The following is a 14,741-nucleotide window of genomic DNA, read 5'->3' as shown; positions in this document are numbered from 1 at the left end:
GATGTTTGAAACGATCTCGGTCACGGTTGATCCACGTGGCATTGCAACCCTGACGCTGAACCGCCCGGAGAAGCATAATGCGATGTCCGCGCAGATGATCCGGGAACTGACACAAGCGGCGGTGCAGTTGGGCCGCGATGGCACTGTGCGCGTCGTCGTTCTGACCGGAGCAGGCAAAAGCTTTTGTGCCGGTGGGGATCTGGGCTGGATGCAGGACCAGATGGCAGCGGATTCTCAGACACGCTTTGTCGAAGCACGCAAACTGGCCGAGATGTTGCAGGCGTTGAACGTGATGCCCAAACCGCTGATTGGAGCGTTACAGGGCAACGCCTTTGGTGGCGGCGTGGGCCTTGCCGCCGTCTGCGACGTGGCAATAGGTGTCGAGACCCTGAAAATGGGCCTGACCGAGACGCGACTGGGTCTGATCCCGGCCACCATCGGCCCCTATGTCGTCGCTCGGATGGGGGCGGCACGTGCGAGACGGGTCTTTATGTCGGCCCGATTGTTTGACGCGGCCGAGGCCGTCGATTTGGGCCTATTGGCAAAAACGGTATCAGCAGAAGATATGGCCGACGCTGTCGAGGCCGAGGTTGAACCCTATCTGTCATGTGCGCCTGGTGCGGTGGCCTCGGCCAAGGCCTTGGTCCATGGTTTGGGGCCGCGTGTTGACGATCCCGTTATCGACCAAACGATCCGGGCGCTTGTTGCGCGCTGGGAAACCGACGAGGCGCATGAGGGAATCAGCGCATTCTTCGACAAGCGAAAACCTGTATGGAATAGTTAGGTTTACGTTCTGTCGGTCTGTGCGTTTCACGGATCGAAGTTCGGCTGGAATGAAACGGGATATTAGGGTGCCATGCGGTTGTGTTTGGTTGACCCTCTGACCCCGCGCGGATAGAGAATGTCCAGTCAACACGCTAATTGACGGCGCTCCCCTACGGGGCACGCGCAGGAAAGGAGCTATTCGTGGAAGACCTGCTGCGGGAGTACCTCCCGATCCTGGTGTTTCTGGTCGTCGCTGCGGGCCTTGGAATCGTCTTGATTCTTGCCGCTGTGGTGCTGGCCGTCCGCAATCCCGACCCTGAAAAGGTCAGCGCTTATGAATGCGGCTTCAACGCCTTCGACGATGCGCGGATGAAATTCGACGTCCGATTCTATCTGGTCGCGATTCTTTTCATCATCTTCGATCTGGAAATTGCGTTCCTGTTCCCTTGGGCCGTGGCTTTCAAAGACATCAGCGATGTCGGATTCTGGTCGATGATGGTGTTCCTGGGCGTTCTGACCATCGGCTTTGCCTATGAATGGAAGAAAGGGGCCCTGGAATGGGAGTGATGACGGGTTCAAACACCGCCGGCGTCGACAAAGAAGTCGCCACCCAGGCCCTCAATGCCGAGCTGCAGGACAAAGGCTTTCTGCTGACCTCGACGGAGGACATCATCAACTGGGCCCGAACCGGGTCGTTACACTGGATGACCTTCGGGCTGGCCTGTTGCGCAGTTGAGATGATGCACACCTCGATGCCGCGTTATGATGCAGAACGGTTCGGTATCGCGCCACGCGCGTCCCCACGTCAGTCAGACGTTATGATTGTGGCCGGAACGCTGACCAACAAAATGGCGCCTGCGCTGCGTAAGGTCTATGACCAGATGCCCGAGCCGCGCTATGTGATCTCGATGGGATCCTGCGCCAACGGCGGCGGGTATTACCATTATTCCTATTCTGTTGTGCGCGGATGTGACCGCATTGTGCCGGTCGATATCTATGTGCCTGGATGCCCTCCAACGGCTGAGGCGCTGTTGTATGGTCTGATGCAGCTGCAGCGCAAAATCCGCCGCACCGGCACCATAGTACGCTGAGGAGGGGGCAATGAGCGAAGCACTCAAAGAACTCGGCGCGCAGCTGGAACTTAAACGGACCGATTGCGTTCTGTCCTGGGATGTCACCCATGATGAGTTGAACGTGGACGTGGCCCCGTCGAATCTTGTGGAATTTATCGAATTCCTGAAGGGCGATGCCAGTTGCAAGTTTTCGACCCTGGTGGACATCACAGCCGTTGACTATCCCGAACGGGCCAAGCGGTTCGATGTGGTCTATCACTTCCTGTCGATGTACCAGAACCAGCGTATCCGCCTGCGCGTGTCGATCCGTGAGGATGACATGGTGCCGTCGATTGTCGACGTTCACCCCTCGGCCAACTGGTTCGAGCGCGAGGTGTTCGATATGTTCGGCATCCTTTTCTCGGGCCATCCTGATCTGCGGCGAATCCTGACCGACTATGGCTTTCGTGGCTATCCGCTGCGCAAGGATTTCCCGACCACCGGCTATACCGAGGTCCGTTATGACGAGGCGCAAAAGCGTGTGGTCTATGAGCCGGTCAATCTGGTGCAGGAATACCGTCAGTTTGATTTCATGTCTCCGTGGGAGGGTGCGAATTACATCCTGCCCGGCGATGAGAAACAGGAGAACGAATAATGGGTGGCATTTGGTGGCTGATCCTATCTGCACTGACCATCATCCCGATGGTGAAGATTTTGCCGTTTTTCGGGATCAACAAATACTGGTGCCTGCTCTGTCTGATCCCCTTTGGCACGATCGCGTTGCTGTGGTGGGTCGGGCTGAAACTGCAAGAGCTGGAGCGCCGCTGAGATGATGATGCTGGGGGAACTGATCGTGCTGGGTGCGCTGGGGGTCCTTCTGGCGGGGGCTGCAGCCAAGGCGGCCGAGGCCGAAAAGGTCCGGGTTCGGGCTGATGCAAAAAAGAATAAGCGGGGGCGTTGATGGACGGCTCAAGATATGATGACGGCAGCACGGACGCGCTGAGCGGAGAACAGAAGATCCGCAATTTCAACATTAACTTCGGCCCGCAACACCCTGCGGCGCACGGAGTTTTGCGTCTGGTGCTTGAGCTGGACGGCGAAATTGTCGAGCGTTGCGACCCGCATATTGGTCTGCTGCATCGTGGCACCGAAAAGCTGATGGAAAGCCGGACGTATCTGCAGAACCTGCCGTATTTCGACCGTCTGGACTACGTGGCGCCGATGAACCAGGAACATGCCTGGTGTCTGGCCATCGAAAAGCTGACCGGGGTCGAGGTTCCGCGCCGCGGTTCGCTGATCCGGGTTCTGTATTCCGAGATCGGGCGCATCCTGAACCATCTGCTGAACGTGACCACGCAGGCGATGGATGTGGGCGCGCTGACCCCGCCGCTCTGGGGGTTTGAAGAGCGCGAAAAGCTGATGGTGTTCTATGAACGCGCCTGCGGAGCACGTCTGCACGCGGCCTATTTCCGCCCCGGCGGTGTGCATCAGGACCTGCCGCCGGAACTGCTGGACGATATCGAGGCGTGGAGCCACGAATTCCCTACCATTCTCGACGACATTGATGGTCTGCTGACCGAAAACCGCATCTTCAAACAGCGCAACGCCGATATTGGCGTGGTGACCGAGGATGACATCCAGAAATACGGTTTCTCGGGTGTCATGGTACGCGGATCGGGGCTGGCCTGGGATTTGCGCCGCGCGCAGCCCTATGAATGCTATGACGAATTCGAGTTCCAGATTCCGGTCGGCAAGAACGGCGACTGCTATGACCGCTATCTCTGCCGCATGGAAGAGATGCGCCAGTCCTTGCTGATTATCCGTCAGGCCATCGCCAAAATCCGCGAATGCCCCGGAGATGTGCTGGCCCGCGGCAAGATCACCCCGCCGAAACGCTCGGATATGAAGACCTCGATGGAAAGCCTGATCCATCACTTCAAGCTGTATACCGAAGGCTTCCACGTGCCCGCGGGCGAGGTCTATGCCGCCGTCGAGGCCCCGAAGGGTGAGTTCGGCGTCTATCTGGTCGCCGATGGCACCAACAAGCCTTACAGGGCCAAACTGCGCGCGCCGGGCTTCCTGCACCTGCAAGCCATGGATCACATCGCCGGAGGCCACCAACTGGCCGACGTCGCAGCCATCATCGGCACCATGGACGTTGTGTTCGGGGAGATTGATCGGTGAAGAAGCTCTTAGCGTTTACCTTAGCTATCCTTCCTATGGGCCATGCGGTATCGGCGGCGCCTTTGAGTGATTTTTGCCTCTTTCTATCCCCAGACCTTCTGGAGAAAGTAGCCGACTGTAGCGCAACGAAAGGTTGTTATCCGGTTGACGAGTTTCCGGAGGTGTTCGAGCACTACAGATCGCTTGAAGAGCGCGCTTCGAACTATGTGTTGAGCAAACTTAGCTCATCAGAAAGCTGCATGGTGTATTCTAGATTGTTGGCGGGGTCAGGCGTTGAGAACTGTCCCGCCGGACAAGAGCCATTTTTGTGGGCCATTTTTGATCTAGTGGACGCCAAAGTGATCTCGTCCAATAATTCAAATGATCCAAATTTATGGAAACTTGGATTGGCAGAAAATGGGGAATGTGCTTAATGCTCCGCCGCCTTCATCCAGAACAACCCGAAAGCTTTGCCTTCACCGCTGCCAACCGGCAATGGGCCGAAGCGCAGATCACCAAGTATCCCGAGGGCCGTCAGGCCAGCGCGGTGATCCCTCTGCTATGGCGCGCGCAAGAACAAGAGGGCTGGCTGAGCCGTCCGGCGATTGAATCCGTCGCTGACATGCTGGGCATGGCCTATATCCGCGTGCTCGAAGTCGCCTCGTTCTATTTCATGTTCCAGCTGCAGCCGGTTGGCTCGGTGGCGCATGTTCAGGTGTGCGGGACCACGTCCTGCATGATCTGCGGGGCCGAGGATTTAATTGCGGTCTGCAAGGACAAGATCGCCGCCAAGCCGCATGCTTTGTCCGCCGATGGCAAGCTCAGCTGGGAAGAGGTCGAATGCCTTGGCTCTTGCACCAACGCGCCAATGGCGCAGATCGGCAAGGACTATTACGAAGACCTGACCGCCGAGGGTTTTGGCAAGATCATCGACGATCTGGCCGCTGGCAAGGTGCCGACACCGGGCCCTCAGAACGGGCGCTATGCGGCAGAGCCTTTGAAGGGGCTGACCAGCCTGTCAGAATATGACAGCGGCCGAACCCAGTATAACGCCAGCGTTCAGTTGGCGACTGATCTGGGGGATACCGTCAAGCGCATCGACGGGACCGAGGTTCCGATCCTGACGCCATGGCTGGGCAAGGATGGCAAGGCGGCGGCGACCAAGGCTGCTCCGAATCCTCCCAAGGCCCCCGCACCTGCCAAACCTGCGGTGAAACAAGCGGCTGAAGCGAAGGCGGTCAAAGAAGACCAGCCCGACACGCTTTCGGATGCGCGGGACGGCAAGTCGGACGATCTGAAGCTGCTTAAAGGTGTCGGGCCTAAGCTTGAGAAGACGCTGAACGAGCTGGGCTTCTATCATTATGATCAGATCGCCAAATGGACGCCTGAGCAGGTTGCCTGGGTTGATGCGCGGCTGAAGTTCAAAGGCCGGATCGAGAGAGACGGCTGGATTGATCAGGCCACCAAGCTGGCGGCGGGTGAAGAAACCGAGTTCGCCAAGCGGGCCAAGGACGACGGTACATACGAAGACTAGGATGTGTGCCCGCTCTGGGCATTTAGGACAAGATGGACAAGGACAAGGAACAGGCCATGGCCCGCAAGGGTCGACATATCGGAGTGGTCATCGCCGTGACCATGCTGGTCTGGCTTGCCATGACCATGTTCATTGGCCCTGCGATGGAACTGCCGGGACGCTATGCGCTGCTGTTTGATTTTGCCGCGCTGGCCGGGTTCATCTATGCGGGCGTCAACATTTTTCAACTCTGGCGCATGCGTCAGGACAGCTGAAGGTAACACATGATGCTGAAGGATCAGGACAGGATCTTTACCAACATCTACGGGATGCACGAGCGTACTTTGCGCGGTGCACAGACCCGGGGGCATTGGGACAGCACTGCTGGCCTGATCGGCAACGGGCGCGACTGGATCATCCAGACGATGAAGGATTCAGGGCTGCGCGGCCGGGGCGGCGCGGGTTTTCCAACCGGTCTGAAGTGGTCCTTCATGCCCAAGGAAAGTGACGGTCGCCCGTCCTATCTGGTGGTAAATGCGGATGAATCCGAGCCTGGCACCTGCAAAGACCGTGAAATCATGCGCCACGATCCGCATACGCTTATCGAAGGCTGCCTGATCGCCTCTTTCGCGATGAATGCGCATACTTGCTATATCTACCTGCGCGGTGAATACATCCGCGAGCGTGAGGCGCTGCAGGCCGCGATTGACGAAGCCTATGACGCCGGTTTGTTGGGCAAGAACGCCGCTGGGTCAGGCTGGGACTTCGATCTGTTCCTGCATCACGGGGCGGGCGCCTATATCTGTGGTGAAGAAACTGCCCTGATCGAAAGCCTTGAGGGCAAAAAGGGCATGCCGCGGATGAAGCCGCCGTTCCCGGCGGGCGCAGGTTTGTATGGGTGCCCAACCACGGTGAACAATGTGGAATCCATTGCGGTAGTGCCGACGATCTTGCGTCGCGGGGCCGACTGGTTCGCAGGCTTTGGCCGTCAGAACAACGCGGGCACCAAGCTGTTTGCGATCTCGGGCCATGTGAACAATCCTTGCGTCGTTGAAGAGGCGATGTCGATTCCGTTTGAACAGCTGATCGAAACCCATTGCGGCGGCATTCGCGGCGGCTGGGACAATTTGCTGGCGGTTATTCCGGGTGGTTCGTCGGTGCCCTGTGTGCGCGGTGAGAACATGCGCGACGCGATCATGGACTTTGACCACCTGCGCAACGATCTGGGCTCGGGCCTGGGTACGGCTGCGGTGATCGTGATGGATAAATCCACCGATATAATTAAAGCGATCTGGCGATTGTCGAAGTTTTACAAACATGAAAGCTGCGGTCAGTGCACACCGTGTCGTGAAGGCACCGGATGGATGATGCGCGTCATGGATCGCCTTGTGCGCGGTGAGGCCGAGTTGGAAGAGATCGACATGCTGTTTGACGTGACCAAACAGGTCGAAGGCCACACGATCTGTGCCCTCGGTGATGCGGCAGCCTGGCCAATCCAGGGCCTGATCCGCAATTTCCGGGAAGAAATCGAAGACCGCATCAAGGCCCAGAAATCGGGCCGCACGGGTGCGATGGCAGCGGAGTGATTCAAATGGAAGTATTCTCGGACTATGGCCATGCACTTGCATCGGTGATGATCTTCACCCTCGTCGTCCTGTTCCTAGCCCCATTTTCGGCAATGGCCAAACAGGGTAAGGGGCTGGCGCCAGGCGCCACGCCCGAGCAAGATTATTCAGACAGGGCCTATCGGTTGAACCGTGCCTATCTGAACGGCACTGAAACGCTTCCTGCTTTTGCGGCGGTGACGGTCGCGGCAATTTTGTTGGGGGTCAGCCCGTTTTGGGTAAACTTGCTCGCCTCGGTGGCACTGGTTTCGCGTCTGGCAATGCTGTTTGTTCATCTGCGTGGACTGGGTAAGCCGAACTCTGGCTTGCGCTCGGTTCTTTACGTGGTTGCCTGGCTTTGCATGTTCGTGATGGGGATCATGGCATTGGTGGCGGCGTTTTAATGATTGAACGAACTGTTGATCTTGTGACCAGAACCAAGAATGTTTCCCTCATCGGCGCAGTTTTACTGCTGGTGGCGGTTTCGGCCTGCGGGCTGATTAAGCCTTCGGAAGATCGTATTCTATTCGATGGCAAGTCGTTCAGAGCCAAAGCAAAGCACATCAACAAAAAAGCGTCTCCTTCGGATTTCACCGTTGTGATCAAAGGAGTATCTGCCTCATTGGATGGTGCACGCGAGGCTGGCCGTTATGAGGGCACCAAGTTTTGCATCGCGAATTTCGGATCCTCCAGGATCGACTGGAAGGTCGGGCCGGATACCGAACCACAAAACCTTCAGATCAACGATGACAGACTAACCTTTGCCGGGAGCTGCCGCCGTCCATGAAGCGGGTTTTTGCATATCACGCCGTGACAGGCCCATTGCTATTGCATAGCAATGCTGGCCTCCGTCGTCTTGGTCTTTCCAAGACGAAAGGATTTGTCATGTCTGGTATCAAAATGCTTGCCGTTGCAACGGCGCTGACACTGCCTGCGGTTGCTTTGGCTAAACCTCCCTTGCGCGAAGTCAAAGAGATCGACAACGAACTCTATTACATCGCTATCGCGAACGAAATTTCGGAATACTGCCCCTCCATCAGCGGGCGGCGTATGAAGGCGATTGGTGTGATGTGGGGCTTGCGGTCGAAAGCGAACCAGTTGGGCTATTCCGACAGTGAAATCCGCTCCTATGTCGATTCGGATGCAGAAAAAGACCGAATGCGCGCCAAGGGCGAGGCCTATCTGGCCCAAAATGGCGTGTCGTATGACCGGCCGAATTCCTTCTGTACGCTTGGTCGCGCGGAAATTGAAAGAAACAGCGCCATCGGCGTGTATTTGAGGGCGAATTGAGTATGGGTTTCAGAGCTTTGATGACGGGCTTTGCTGGTGTTTTGCTTTTGGTCTTAGCTGGATGCGAGTCAACATCCAGCCAAGCTTTGGACGCTGACACATCTCGCGCTCAGTTTCGTACTCAGGTTCCGCAGAGCCTCTATGATGTGGCCTTTGCCAACGCTATGGCAGAGCAGATTGCAGGCGGTTGTCCGAATTTGTCGCTCAATCGTTCGCAGATCAGGCAAAGCATGAAAACGGTAGCTGACGACCTAGAAGCCAAGGGGTATCGGGAAAGTGATTTTGTCTATCTCGAAAGAAATTTGCCGCGGAAGCGGATACAGGACGACGCTATTCGTTATATCCAAGGAAACGGCATCGTGATTGGCGTTCCAGATACGATGTGCTCGGCAGGGCGAAGCGAAATCGCCAAAAAATCTGCTATCGGCACATTCCTGAAAGGGTAGTTTAAATCATGTCTGACCTCCGCAAAGTTAACATCGACGGACAGGAAATCGAAGTCGATGGTGCGATGACCCTGATTCAGGCCTGCGAACAGGCCGGGGTCGAAGTGCCGCGCTTTTGCTATCACGAGCGTCTGTCGATTGCCGGGAACTGCCGGATGTGTCTGGTCGAAGTTGTTGGGGGGCCGCCCAAACCTGCGGCCTCTTGTGCCATGCAGGTGCGCGATCTTCGTCCAGGGCCGGAAGGGCAGGCACCGGTGGTCAAAACCAACTCGCCCATGGTCAAGAAGGCCCGCGAAGGAGTGATGGAGTTCTTGCTGATCAACCATCCACTGGATTGCCCGATCTGCGATCAGGGTGGCGAGTGCGATCTGCAGGATCAGGCGATGGCATATGGCATGTCGGGCACGCGGTTTAAGGAAGCCAAGCGCGCGGTCGATGATCTGGATCTGGGTCCGCTGGTTGGTACCGCGATGACCCGCTGCATCAGTTGCACCCGCTGCGTGCGCTTTACAACCGAAGTGGCCGGGATCACTCAGATGGGTCAAACCGGGCGGGGCGAAGACGCCGAGATCACGTCATATCTGAACCAGACGCTAGATTCGAATCTGCAAGGTAATATCATCGACTTGTGCCCCGTCGGGGCGCTGACCTCGAAACCCTATGCTTTCACCGCGCGCCCTTGGGAACTGACCAAGACCGAAAGCATCGACGTGATGGATGCCTTGGGTTCGAACATTCGCGTGGATACCAAAGGGCGCGAAGTCATGCGCTTTTTGCCGCGCAATCATGATGGCGTGAACGAAGAATGGATCAGTGATAAGACGCGGTTTGTGTGGGACGGCCTGCGTCGTCAGCGGCTGGACAAGCCATACCTGCGTGAAAACGGTAAGCTGCGCCCGGCGACGTGGCCCGAGGCGTTGACCAAAGCGGCCGAGGCGTTGAAAGGGGCTGAAAAGCCCGCCGGTATCGTGGGCGACTTGGCCCCGGTCGAGGCTACGTTTGCTCTGAAGCAGATGATTGAAGGGCAAGGTGGGGTTGTCGAATGCCGTACCGATGGCGCCAAGCTGCCAGCGGGCAACCGCGCAGCCTATGCCGGGACCGCTGCGATCGAAGATATCGACAGCGCCGAGCGCATTCTGCTGATCGGAACCAACCCGCGCGATGAGGCGCCGGTGCTGAACGCGCGCATTCGCAAAGCCTGGGCGCATGGGGCTGAGATTGCTGTGGTCGGCCCGGCAGTTGATCTGACCTATGACTACCACCATGTCGGCGATGATCGTGCGGCATTGCAGCAGGTGGTGGATATGGGCGGAGATGATGAGGTCAAAGGCAAACGCTCGTTGGTCATCATTGGTCAGGGTGCATTGCAGGAAGCGGATGGCGCTGCGGTTTTGGGCGCTGCGCAAACCATTGCGGCGAATACCGAAAGCGGTTTGATTGTCCTGCACACAGCCGCCTCACGTGTTGGTTCTATGGATGTCGATGCAACCAACGAAGGTGGCATGGATACAATCAGCGCGGCGGATGTGATCTATAATCTCGGTGCCGATGAAGTTGAAATCGGCGACGGCGCCTTTGTCATCTATCAGGGCAGCCATGGCGATCGAGGTGCGCACCGCGCCGACGTGATCCTGCCGGGCGCAGCCTATACCGAGGAAAACGGCCTGTTCGTGAACACCGAAGGCCGCCCGCAACTGGCGATGCGTGCCGGGTTTGCACCAGGTGAGGCGAAGGAAAACTGGGCGATCCTGCGCGCTTTGTCTGCCGAACTGGGTGTGACGTTGCCTTATGACTCGCTGGCGCAACTACGCACCGCGCTGATCGAGGCGGTGCCGCATCTGGCCCGTATCGACGAGGTGATCGAAAACGAGGTTCAGGCGCTGAAGCTCGGCCCTCTGGGCAAGGCGAGCTTCCGTCACACCGTGAAGGACTTCTACCTGAGCAACCCGATTGCACGGGCCTCGCAGTTGATGGCTGAGCTATCGGCGCAGACGCAGGCTCGCAAAGGCGAAAAGATCGCGGCGGAATGAACCGAAACTCTGTCATATCGCATCTCGACCCTGTGCTGGTCGGACAGGGGCTCGCCCCTGTTTTGCCTATGAAACGGAATAAAAAGGGTGGCGTAGCGGCTGCAGATGCTGTTTACACCAACGCGCCGACCCAGACGCACTTTGCGCAGGCACATGGCCTTAGCATTTCGTGCGGAAAACGGAATACCCACGGTGTGAGGACCAATGGCTGAATTCTTTAACACCCCAGGCGGAATAGCCCTCATCATTCTGGCACAAGTGCTTGCCGTTGTGGCCTTTGTGATGATTTCGCTGTTGTTCCTTGTCTATGGAGACCGCAAGATCTGGGCGGCGGTTCAGATGCGCCGTGGCCCCAATGTGGTGGGCGTCTATGGCCTGCTGCAAACGGTGGCCGACGCGCTGAAATATGTGGTTAAAGAGGTGGTTATCCCAGCGGGTGCAGACCGCACCGTCTTTATCCTCGCGCCGTTGACCTCATTTGTTCTGGCGATGATCGCCTGGGCCGTGATTCCGTTCAACGACGGCTGGGTGCTGTCGGATATAAATGTCGCCATCCTGTATGTCTTCGCCGTGTCCTCGTTGGAGGTTTATGGCGTGATCATGGGGGGGTGGGCGTCGAACTCAAAGTACCCTTTCCTTGGCTCATTGCGCTCTGCCGCTCAGATGATTTCCTACGAGGTCTCGATTGGTCTGATCATCATCGGTGTGATCCTGTCGACCGGGTCGATGAACTTCGGTGACATCGTGCATGCGCAAGACGGGCGCTTTGGGTTCTTCAGCTGGTACTGGTTGCCGCATTTCCCAATGGTCTTCCTGTTCTTCATCTCGGCGCTGGCCGAAACCAACCGCCCACCGTTTGACCTGCCAGAGGCGGAATCCGAACTGGTCGCGGGCTATCAGGTCGAATACTCGGCCACGCCTTTCCTGTTGTTCATGGCTGGCGAATATATCGCCATTTTCCTGATGTGCGCGCTAACCACGCTGCTGTTTTTCGGCGGCTGGCTGTCCCCGATCCCGGGCCTGCCCGACGGCGTGTTGTGGATGGTCGCGAAGATGGCGTTCTTCTTCTTCCTCTTCGCAATGGTCAAGGCGATCACGCCGCGCTACCGCTATGACCAGCTGATGCGGCTGGGCTGGAAAGTGTTCCTGCCCTTCTCGCTGGCTTGGGTAGTCTTCGTGGCCTTTGCGGCGAAATTCGACTGGTTCTGGGGTGCTTTCGCCCGCTGGAGCGTAGGAGGCTGACATGACCCAAATCGACTACACCCGCGCCGCCAAGTACTTCCTGCTACAGGACTTCTGGGTCGGCATGAAGCTGGGACTGAAGTACTTCTTCGCACCGAAGGCTACCCTGAACTACCCGCATGAAAAGGGTCCTCTGTCTCCGCGATTTCGCGGTGAACACGCCCTGCGTCGCTATCCCAACGGTGAAGAACGCTGTATTGCCTGCAAACTCTGCGAGGCGATCTGCCCTGCACAGGCCATTACAATCGACGCCGAACCGCGCGAAGATGGCAGCCGCCGTACCACGCGCTATGACATCGACATGACCAAGTGCATCTATTGCGGTTTCTGCCAAGAGGCCTGCCCGGTCGATGCCATCGTCGAAGGTCCTAATTTCGAATTCGCCACGGAAACCCGCGAAGAGTTGTTCTACGACAAGGAAAAACTGCTGGATAACGGCGAACGCTGGGAAGCCGAGATCGCCCGCAATCTGGAAATAGACGCGCCGTATCGCTAAGCGAGAAAACTAATGAATGACGCAACAGAAAGTTTCCAATTTCATGTGTCCGGTCTGCCGGCGCTGTTGTTAATATTGGGCATAGCATTTTTGGCCGTTGGTATTCCCTCGCTAAAGATTGCGAAAAGAACAGGTTCATCGAAATGGCTGGCACTTCTGATGTGTATCCCATTCGTGAACATCATTGTCATTTGGGTTTTTGCGAACTCTCCCTGGCCCAAGGTTGATGGGAAATTGATCAATGAATGACGCCCCGACAAATCCGTTTGAGCTGATGATGAAGCAGGCGCAGGACATGGCCAAGGCGATGAACCCTGCGATGGAGAGCTTCTCGCCCAAAGGGTTCGAAACTCTATGGCCGACCATGCCAAAAGAAGTCATGGAGATGATGTTCGGCAACACCGTCAACAAAGACGGGTTGGATGCCAAAACGCGCCTGTTGCTGACACTGGCCGGGCTGACCTGTCAGGGCGCGCAGGCGGATGCGGCGGTGCGTCAGACCGTGCGCCACGCTGTGGAAGCCGGTGCCAAGAAACAAGAGATCGTGGAAACGATCGGTCAGATGTCGGTCTTTGCCGGCATCCCGGCCATGACCCGCGCGCTGGAATTGGCGCAAGAGGTCATGGGCGATAACGAGGATGAGGATCAATGACCGTCTTTGCCTTCTATCTGTTCGCCATCAGCGCCATCACCGGCGGGCTGTTCACGGTGATCAGCCGCCAGCCGGTGCATTCCGTGCTGTGGTTGATCCTGTCCTTCCTGTCCGCGGCAGGATTGTTTGTGCTGCTGGGGGCTGAGTTCGTGGCGATGCTGCTGATCATCGTCTATGTCGGCGCGGTCGCGGTTCTGTTCCTGTTCGTCGTGATGATGCTGGACGTGGATTTTGCTGAGCTCAAGGCCGAGATGGCACGCTATATGCCGCTGGCCTTGCTGATCGGTCTGGTCATCCTGATGCAGTTTGTCATGGCCTTTGGGGCTTGGGACAGCGCGCAGGGTGCGGCGGCCAATCTGGCACAGCCGGTTCCAGTGGATCGTCACAATACCGAGGCACTGGGTGTCATCCTTTACGACCAATACTTCCTTCTTTTCCAACTGGCGGGCCTGATCCTGCTGGTGGCCATGATCGGTGCCATCGTGCTGACGCTGCGCCACCGTCAGGACATCAAGCGTCAGGACATCATCGGCCAGATGATGCGCGACCCGGCCAAGGCGATGGAGTTGAAGGACGTGAAACCGGGGCAGGGGTTGTGAACCGCGCTTTGCAAATAGTCGCAGCGCTAGCGCCAATGCTGTGGTCGGTGGGTCCAGCTTTGGCGGAGGATTGCAACGTTATTGTTTGTGAAATGGCCTCCAAACCTTTTTGGCATGTCGATAAGAGGATTCGTGTTTCGACAGACTGTTCGTTCAAGAACGCTGGTGATGAATGGGGACACTTCTTGGAGGCTAGCTCTGCTGTCGACATAGGAGGCGGTCGGGTTGGTCAGCGTTGGATATCAAGCGGTTGTGGTACTTACGAAAGTGTAGTCATTACCGACTGTAATTCGAAAGAGGTCGTCGAAGTCAGTGGAGTATGTCCGGCAAACAAAAACAATCACCCTGGCATCGATCTTAAAGGAAAATCGACGTCGGCAGATTTGTTGTTTCCTCCATACGGAAATCTAAAATTGACCTCCAAGTCTACGATTCCTGAAATCCAAGAATTGGCAAACAAAAACGGATACGGGATTTCGACCAACCGGCTGGAGCTAATAGGTAGCATGAAAAAGCGAAATCAGATGGACGCTTTTTGCGGCTGCAAACTCTACTACCCCGACTCGCCAGGAGCGAAGCTATGATCGGACTTGAACACTATCTTACGGTCGCGGCGACGCTGTTCGTCATCGGCATCTTCGGTCTCTTCCTGAACCGCAAGAACGTCATCATCCTGCTGATGAGCATCGAACTGATGCTGCTAGCGGTGAATATCAACCTTGTGGCGTTTTCCAGCTTCCTGGGCGATCTGGTCGGGCAGGTGTTTACGCTGTTCGTGTTGACCGTGGCGGCGGCCGAGGCGGCGATCGGGCTGGCTATTCTGGTCTGCTTCTTCCGCAACCGCGGCTCGATCGCGGTTGAAGACGTCAATATGATGAAGGGGTAAGGG

General features: G+C 57.0%; 23 protein-coding genes. All 23 read left to right on the top strand.

Annotation, left to right across the window (positions count from 1 at the left end):
* Nucleotide 1 precedes the first annotated feature (1 nt).
* The 23 genes from AC2FHX_RS10160 (at nucleotide 2) to nuoK (ending at nucleotide 14,738) form a co-directional block, all read left to right on the top strand.
* Complete coding sequence (locus AC2FHX_RS10160) at nucleotides 2-784, top strand: crotonase/enoyl-CoA hydratase family protein (protein WP_496701736.1); 783 nt, start codon at nucleotides 2-4, stop codon at nucleotides 782-784.
* A gap of 182 nt (nucleotides 785-966) precedes the next feature.
* Entirely contained in the window at nucleotides 967-1,332 is a 366-nt protein-coding gene (locus tag AC2FHX_RS10155) for an NADH-quinone oxidoreductase subunit A (RefSeq protein WP_496690852.1), read from the top strand.
* Complete coding sequence (locus AC2FHX_RS10150) at nucleotides 1,323-1,856, top strand: NuoB/complex I 20 kDa subunit family protein (RefSeq protein WP_138842137.1); 534 nt, start codon at nucleotides 1,323-1,325, stop codon at nucleotides 1,854-1,856. Before AC2FHX_RS10155 ends, AC2FHX_RS10150 begins: the two co-directional genes overlap by 10 nt.
* A gap of 10 nt (nucleotides 1,857-1,866) precedes the next feature.
* On the top strand, nucleotides 1,867-2,472 hold the full coding sequence (locus AC2FHX_RS10145) for an NADH-quinone oxidoreductase subunit C (RefSeq protein WP_496701738.1): 606 nt from the start codon (nucleotides 1,867-1,869) through the stop codon (nucleotides 2,470-2,472).
* The gene (locus AC2FHX_RS10140) at nucleotides 2,472-2,645 is read left to right on the top strand and encodes a hypothetical protein (RefSeq protein WP_170433422.1); all 174 of its coding nucleotides are present in this window, start codon (nucleotides 2,472-2,474) and stop codon (nucleotides 2,643-2,645) included. Before AC2FHX_RS10145 ends, AC2FHX_RS10140 begins: the two co-directional genes overlap by 1 nt.
* 7 nt (nucleotides 2,646-2,652) lie before the next feature.
* On the top strand, nucleotides 2,653-2,778 hold the full coding sequence (locus AC2FHX_RS10135; RefSeq protein WP_496689750.1) for a hypothetical protein: 126 nt from the start codon (nucleotides 2,653-2,655) through the stop codon (nucleotides 2,776-2,778).
* Nucleotides 2,778-4,001 carry an NADH-quinone oxidoreductase subunit D gene (locus AC2FHX_RS10130; protein ID WP_271950197.1) on the top strand — a complete coding sequence of 408 codons (1,224 nt, stop codon included), beginning with the start codon at nucleotides 2,778-2,780 and terminating at the stop codon, nucleotides 3,999-4,001. Before AC2FHX_RS10135 ends, AC2FHX_RS10130 begins: the two co-directional genes overlap by 1 nt.
* Nucleotides 3,998-4,414 (top strand): hypothetical protein, encoded by a 417-nt coding sequence (locus tag AC2FHX_RS10125; RefSeq protein ID WP_496701741.1) that lies wholly within the window; start codon nucleotides 3,998-4,000, stop codon nucleotides 4,412-4,414. Before AC2FHX_RS10130 ends, AC2FHX_RS10125 begins: the two co-directional genes overlap by 4 nt.
* Entirely contained in the window at nucleotides 4,414-5,514 is a 1,101-nt protein-coding gene (gene nuoE / locus AC2FHX_RS10120; RefSeq protein ID WP_496701743.1) for an NADH-quinone oxidoreductase subunit NuoE, read from the top strand. The genes AC2FHX_RS10125 and nuoE overlap by 1 nt, the downstream gene beginning before the upstream one ends.
* Before the next feature lie 32 nt (nucleotides 5,515-5,546).
* Nucleotides 5,547-5,768 (top strand): DUF5337 domain-containing protein, encoded by a 222-nt coding sequence (locus AC2FHX_RS10115; protein WP_142634889.1) that lies wholly within the window; start codon nucleotides 5,547-5,549, stop codon nucleotides 5,766-5,768.
* 12 nt (nucleotides 5,769-5,780) lie between these two features.
* The gene (gene nuoF, locus AC2FHX_RS10110) at nucleotides 5,781-7,079 is read left to right on the top strand and encodes an NADH-quinone oxidoreductase subunit NuoF (RefSeq protein WP_496701816.1); all 1,299 of its coding nucleotides are present in this window, start codon (nucleotides 5,781-5,783) and stop codon (nucleotides 7,077-7,079) included.
* A gap of 5 nt (nucleotides 7,080-7,084) precedes the next feature.
* Nucleotides 7,085-7,501, top strand: coding sequence for an MAPEG family protein (locus AC2FHX_RS10105; RefSeq protein WP_496701745.1), 417 nt, complete (start codon nucleotides 7,085-7,087; stop codon nucleotides 7,499-7,501).
* Entirely contained in the window at nucleotides 7,501-7,884 is a 384-nt protein-coding gene (locus AC2FHX_RS10100) for a hypothetical protein (protein WP_142634885.1), read from the top strand. Before AC2FHX_RS10105 ends, AC2FHX_RS10100 begins: the two co-directional genes overlap by 1 nt.
* Before the next feature lie 98 nt (nucleotides 7,885-7,982).
* Nucleotides 7,983-8,387, top strand: coding sequence for a DUF5333 domain-containing protein (locus AC2FHX_RS10095; protein ID WP_271950189.1), 405 nt, complete (start codon nucleotides 7,983-7,985; stop codon nucleotides 8,385-8,387).
* A 20-nt stretch (nucleotides 8,388-8,407) separates the two neighbouring features.
* Entirely contained in the window at nucleotides 8,408-8,833 is a 426-nt protein-coding gene (locus tag AC2FHX_RS10090; RefSeq protein WP_271950187.1) for a DUF5333 family protein, read from the top strand.
* Nucleotides 8,834-8,841: 8 nt separating this feature from the next.
* Nucleotides 8,842-10,863, top strand: coding sequence for an NADH-quinone oxidoreductase subunit NuoG (gene nuoG, locus AC2FHX_RS10085; RefSeq protein WP_496701748.1), 2,022 nt, complete (start codon nucleotides 8,842-8,844; stop codon nucleotides 10,861-10,863).
* Between the two features lie 204 nt (nucleotides 10,864-11,067).
* Nucleotides 11,068-12,105, top strand: coding sequence for an NADH-quinone oxidoreductase subunit NuoH (gene nuoH / locus AC2FHX_RS10080; protein WP_496690845.1), 1,038 nt, complete (start codon nucleotides 11,068-11,070; stop codon nucleotides 12,103-12,105).
* Nucleotide 12,106: 1 nt separating this feature from the next.
* Nucleotides 12,107-12,601, top strand: coding sequence for an NADH-quinone oxidoreductase subunit NuoI (gene nuoI, locus AC2FHX_RS10075; protein ID WP_496689756.1), 495 nt, complete (start codon nucleotides 12,107-12,109; stop codon nucleotides 12,599-12,601).
* Nucleotides 12,602-12,613: 12 nt separating this feature from the next.
* Complete coding sequence (locus AC2FHX_RS10070; RefSeq protein ID WP_496689757.1) at nucleotides 12,614-12,850, top strand: hypothetical protein; 237 nt, start codon at nucleotides 12,614-12,616, stop codon at nucleotides 12,848-12,850.
* Entirely contained in the window at nucleotides 12,843-13,253 is a 411-nt protein-coding gene (locus tag AC2FHX_RS10065) for a carboxymuconolactone decarboxylase family protein (protein ID WP_496689758.1), read from the top strand. Before AC2FHX_RS10070 ends, AC2FHX_RS10065 begins: the two co-directional genes overlap by 8 nt.
* Nucleotides 13,250-13,852, top strand: a complete 603-nt coding sequence (locus AC2FHX_RS10060; RefSeq protein WP_480636068.1) for an NADH-quinone oxidoreductase subunit J — start codon at nucleotides 13,250-13,252, stop codon at nucleotides 13,850-13,852. The genes AC2FHX_RS10065 and AC2FHX_RS10060 overlap by 4 nt, the downstream gene beginning before the upstream one ends.
* Before the next feature lie 92 nt (nucleotides 13,853-13,944).
* A complete protein-coding gene (locus AC2FHX_RS10055) occupies nucleotides 13,945-14,436 on the top strand; it encodes a hypothetical protein (RefSeq protein ID WP_496730692.1) in 492 nt (163 codons plus the stop codon).
* Nucleotides 14,433-14,738, top strand: coding sequence for an NADH-quinone oxidoreductase subunit NuoK (gene nuoK, locus AC2FHX_RS10050; RefSeq protein ID WP_050602759.1), 306 nt, complete (start codon nucleotides 14,433-14,435; stop codon nucleotides 14,736-14,738). Before AC2FHX_RS10055 ends, nuoK begins: the two co-directional genes overlap by 4 nt.
* Nucleotides 14,739-14,741: the final 3 nt, after the last annotated feature.

Source organism: Ruegeria sp. CDSC042, assembly GCF_059610745.1.
This window is presented reverse-complemented; position numbering and strand designations above follow the sequence as displayed.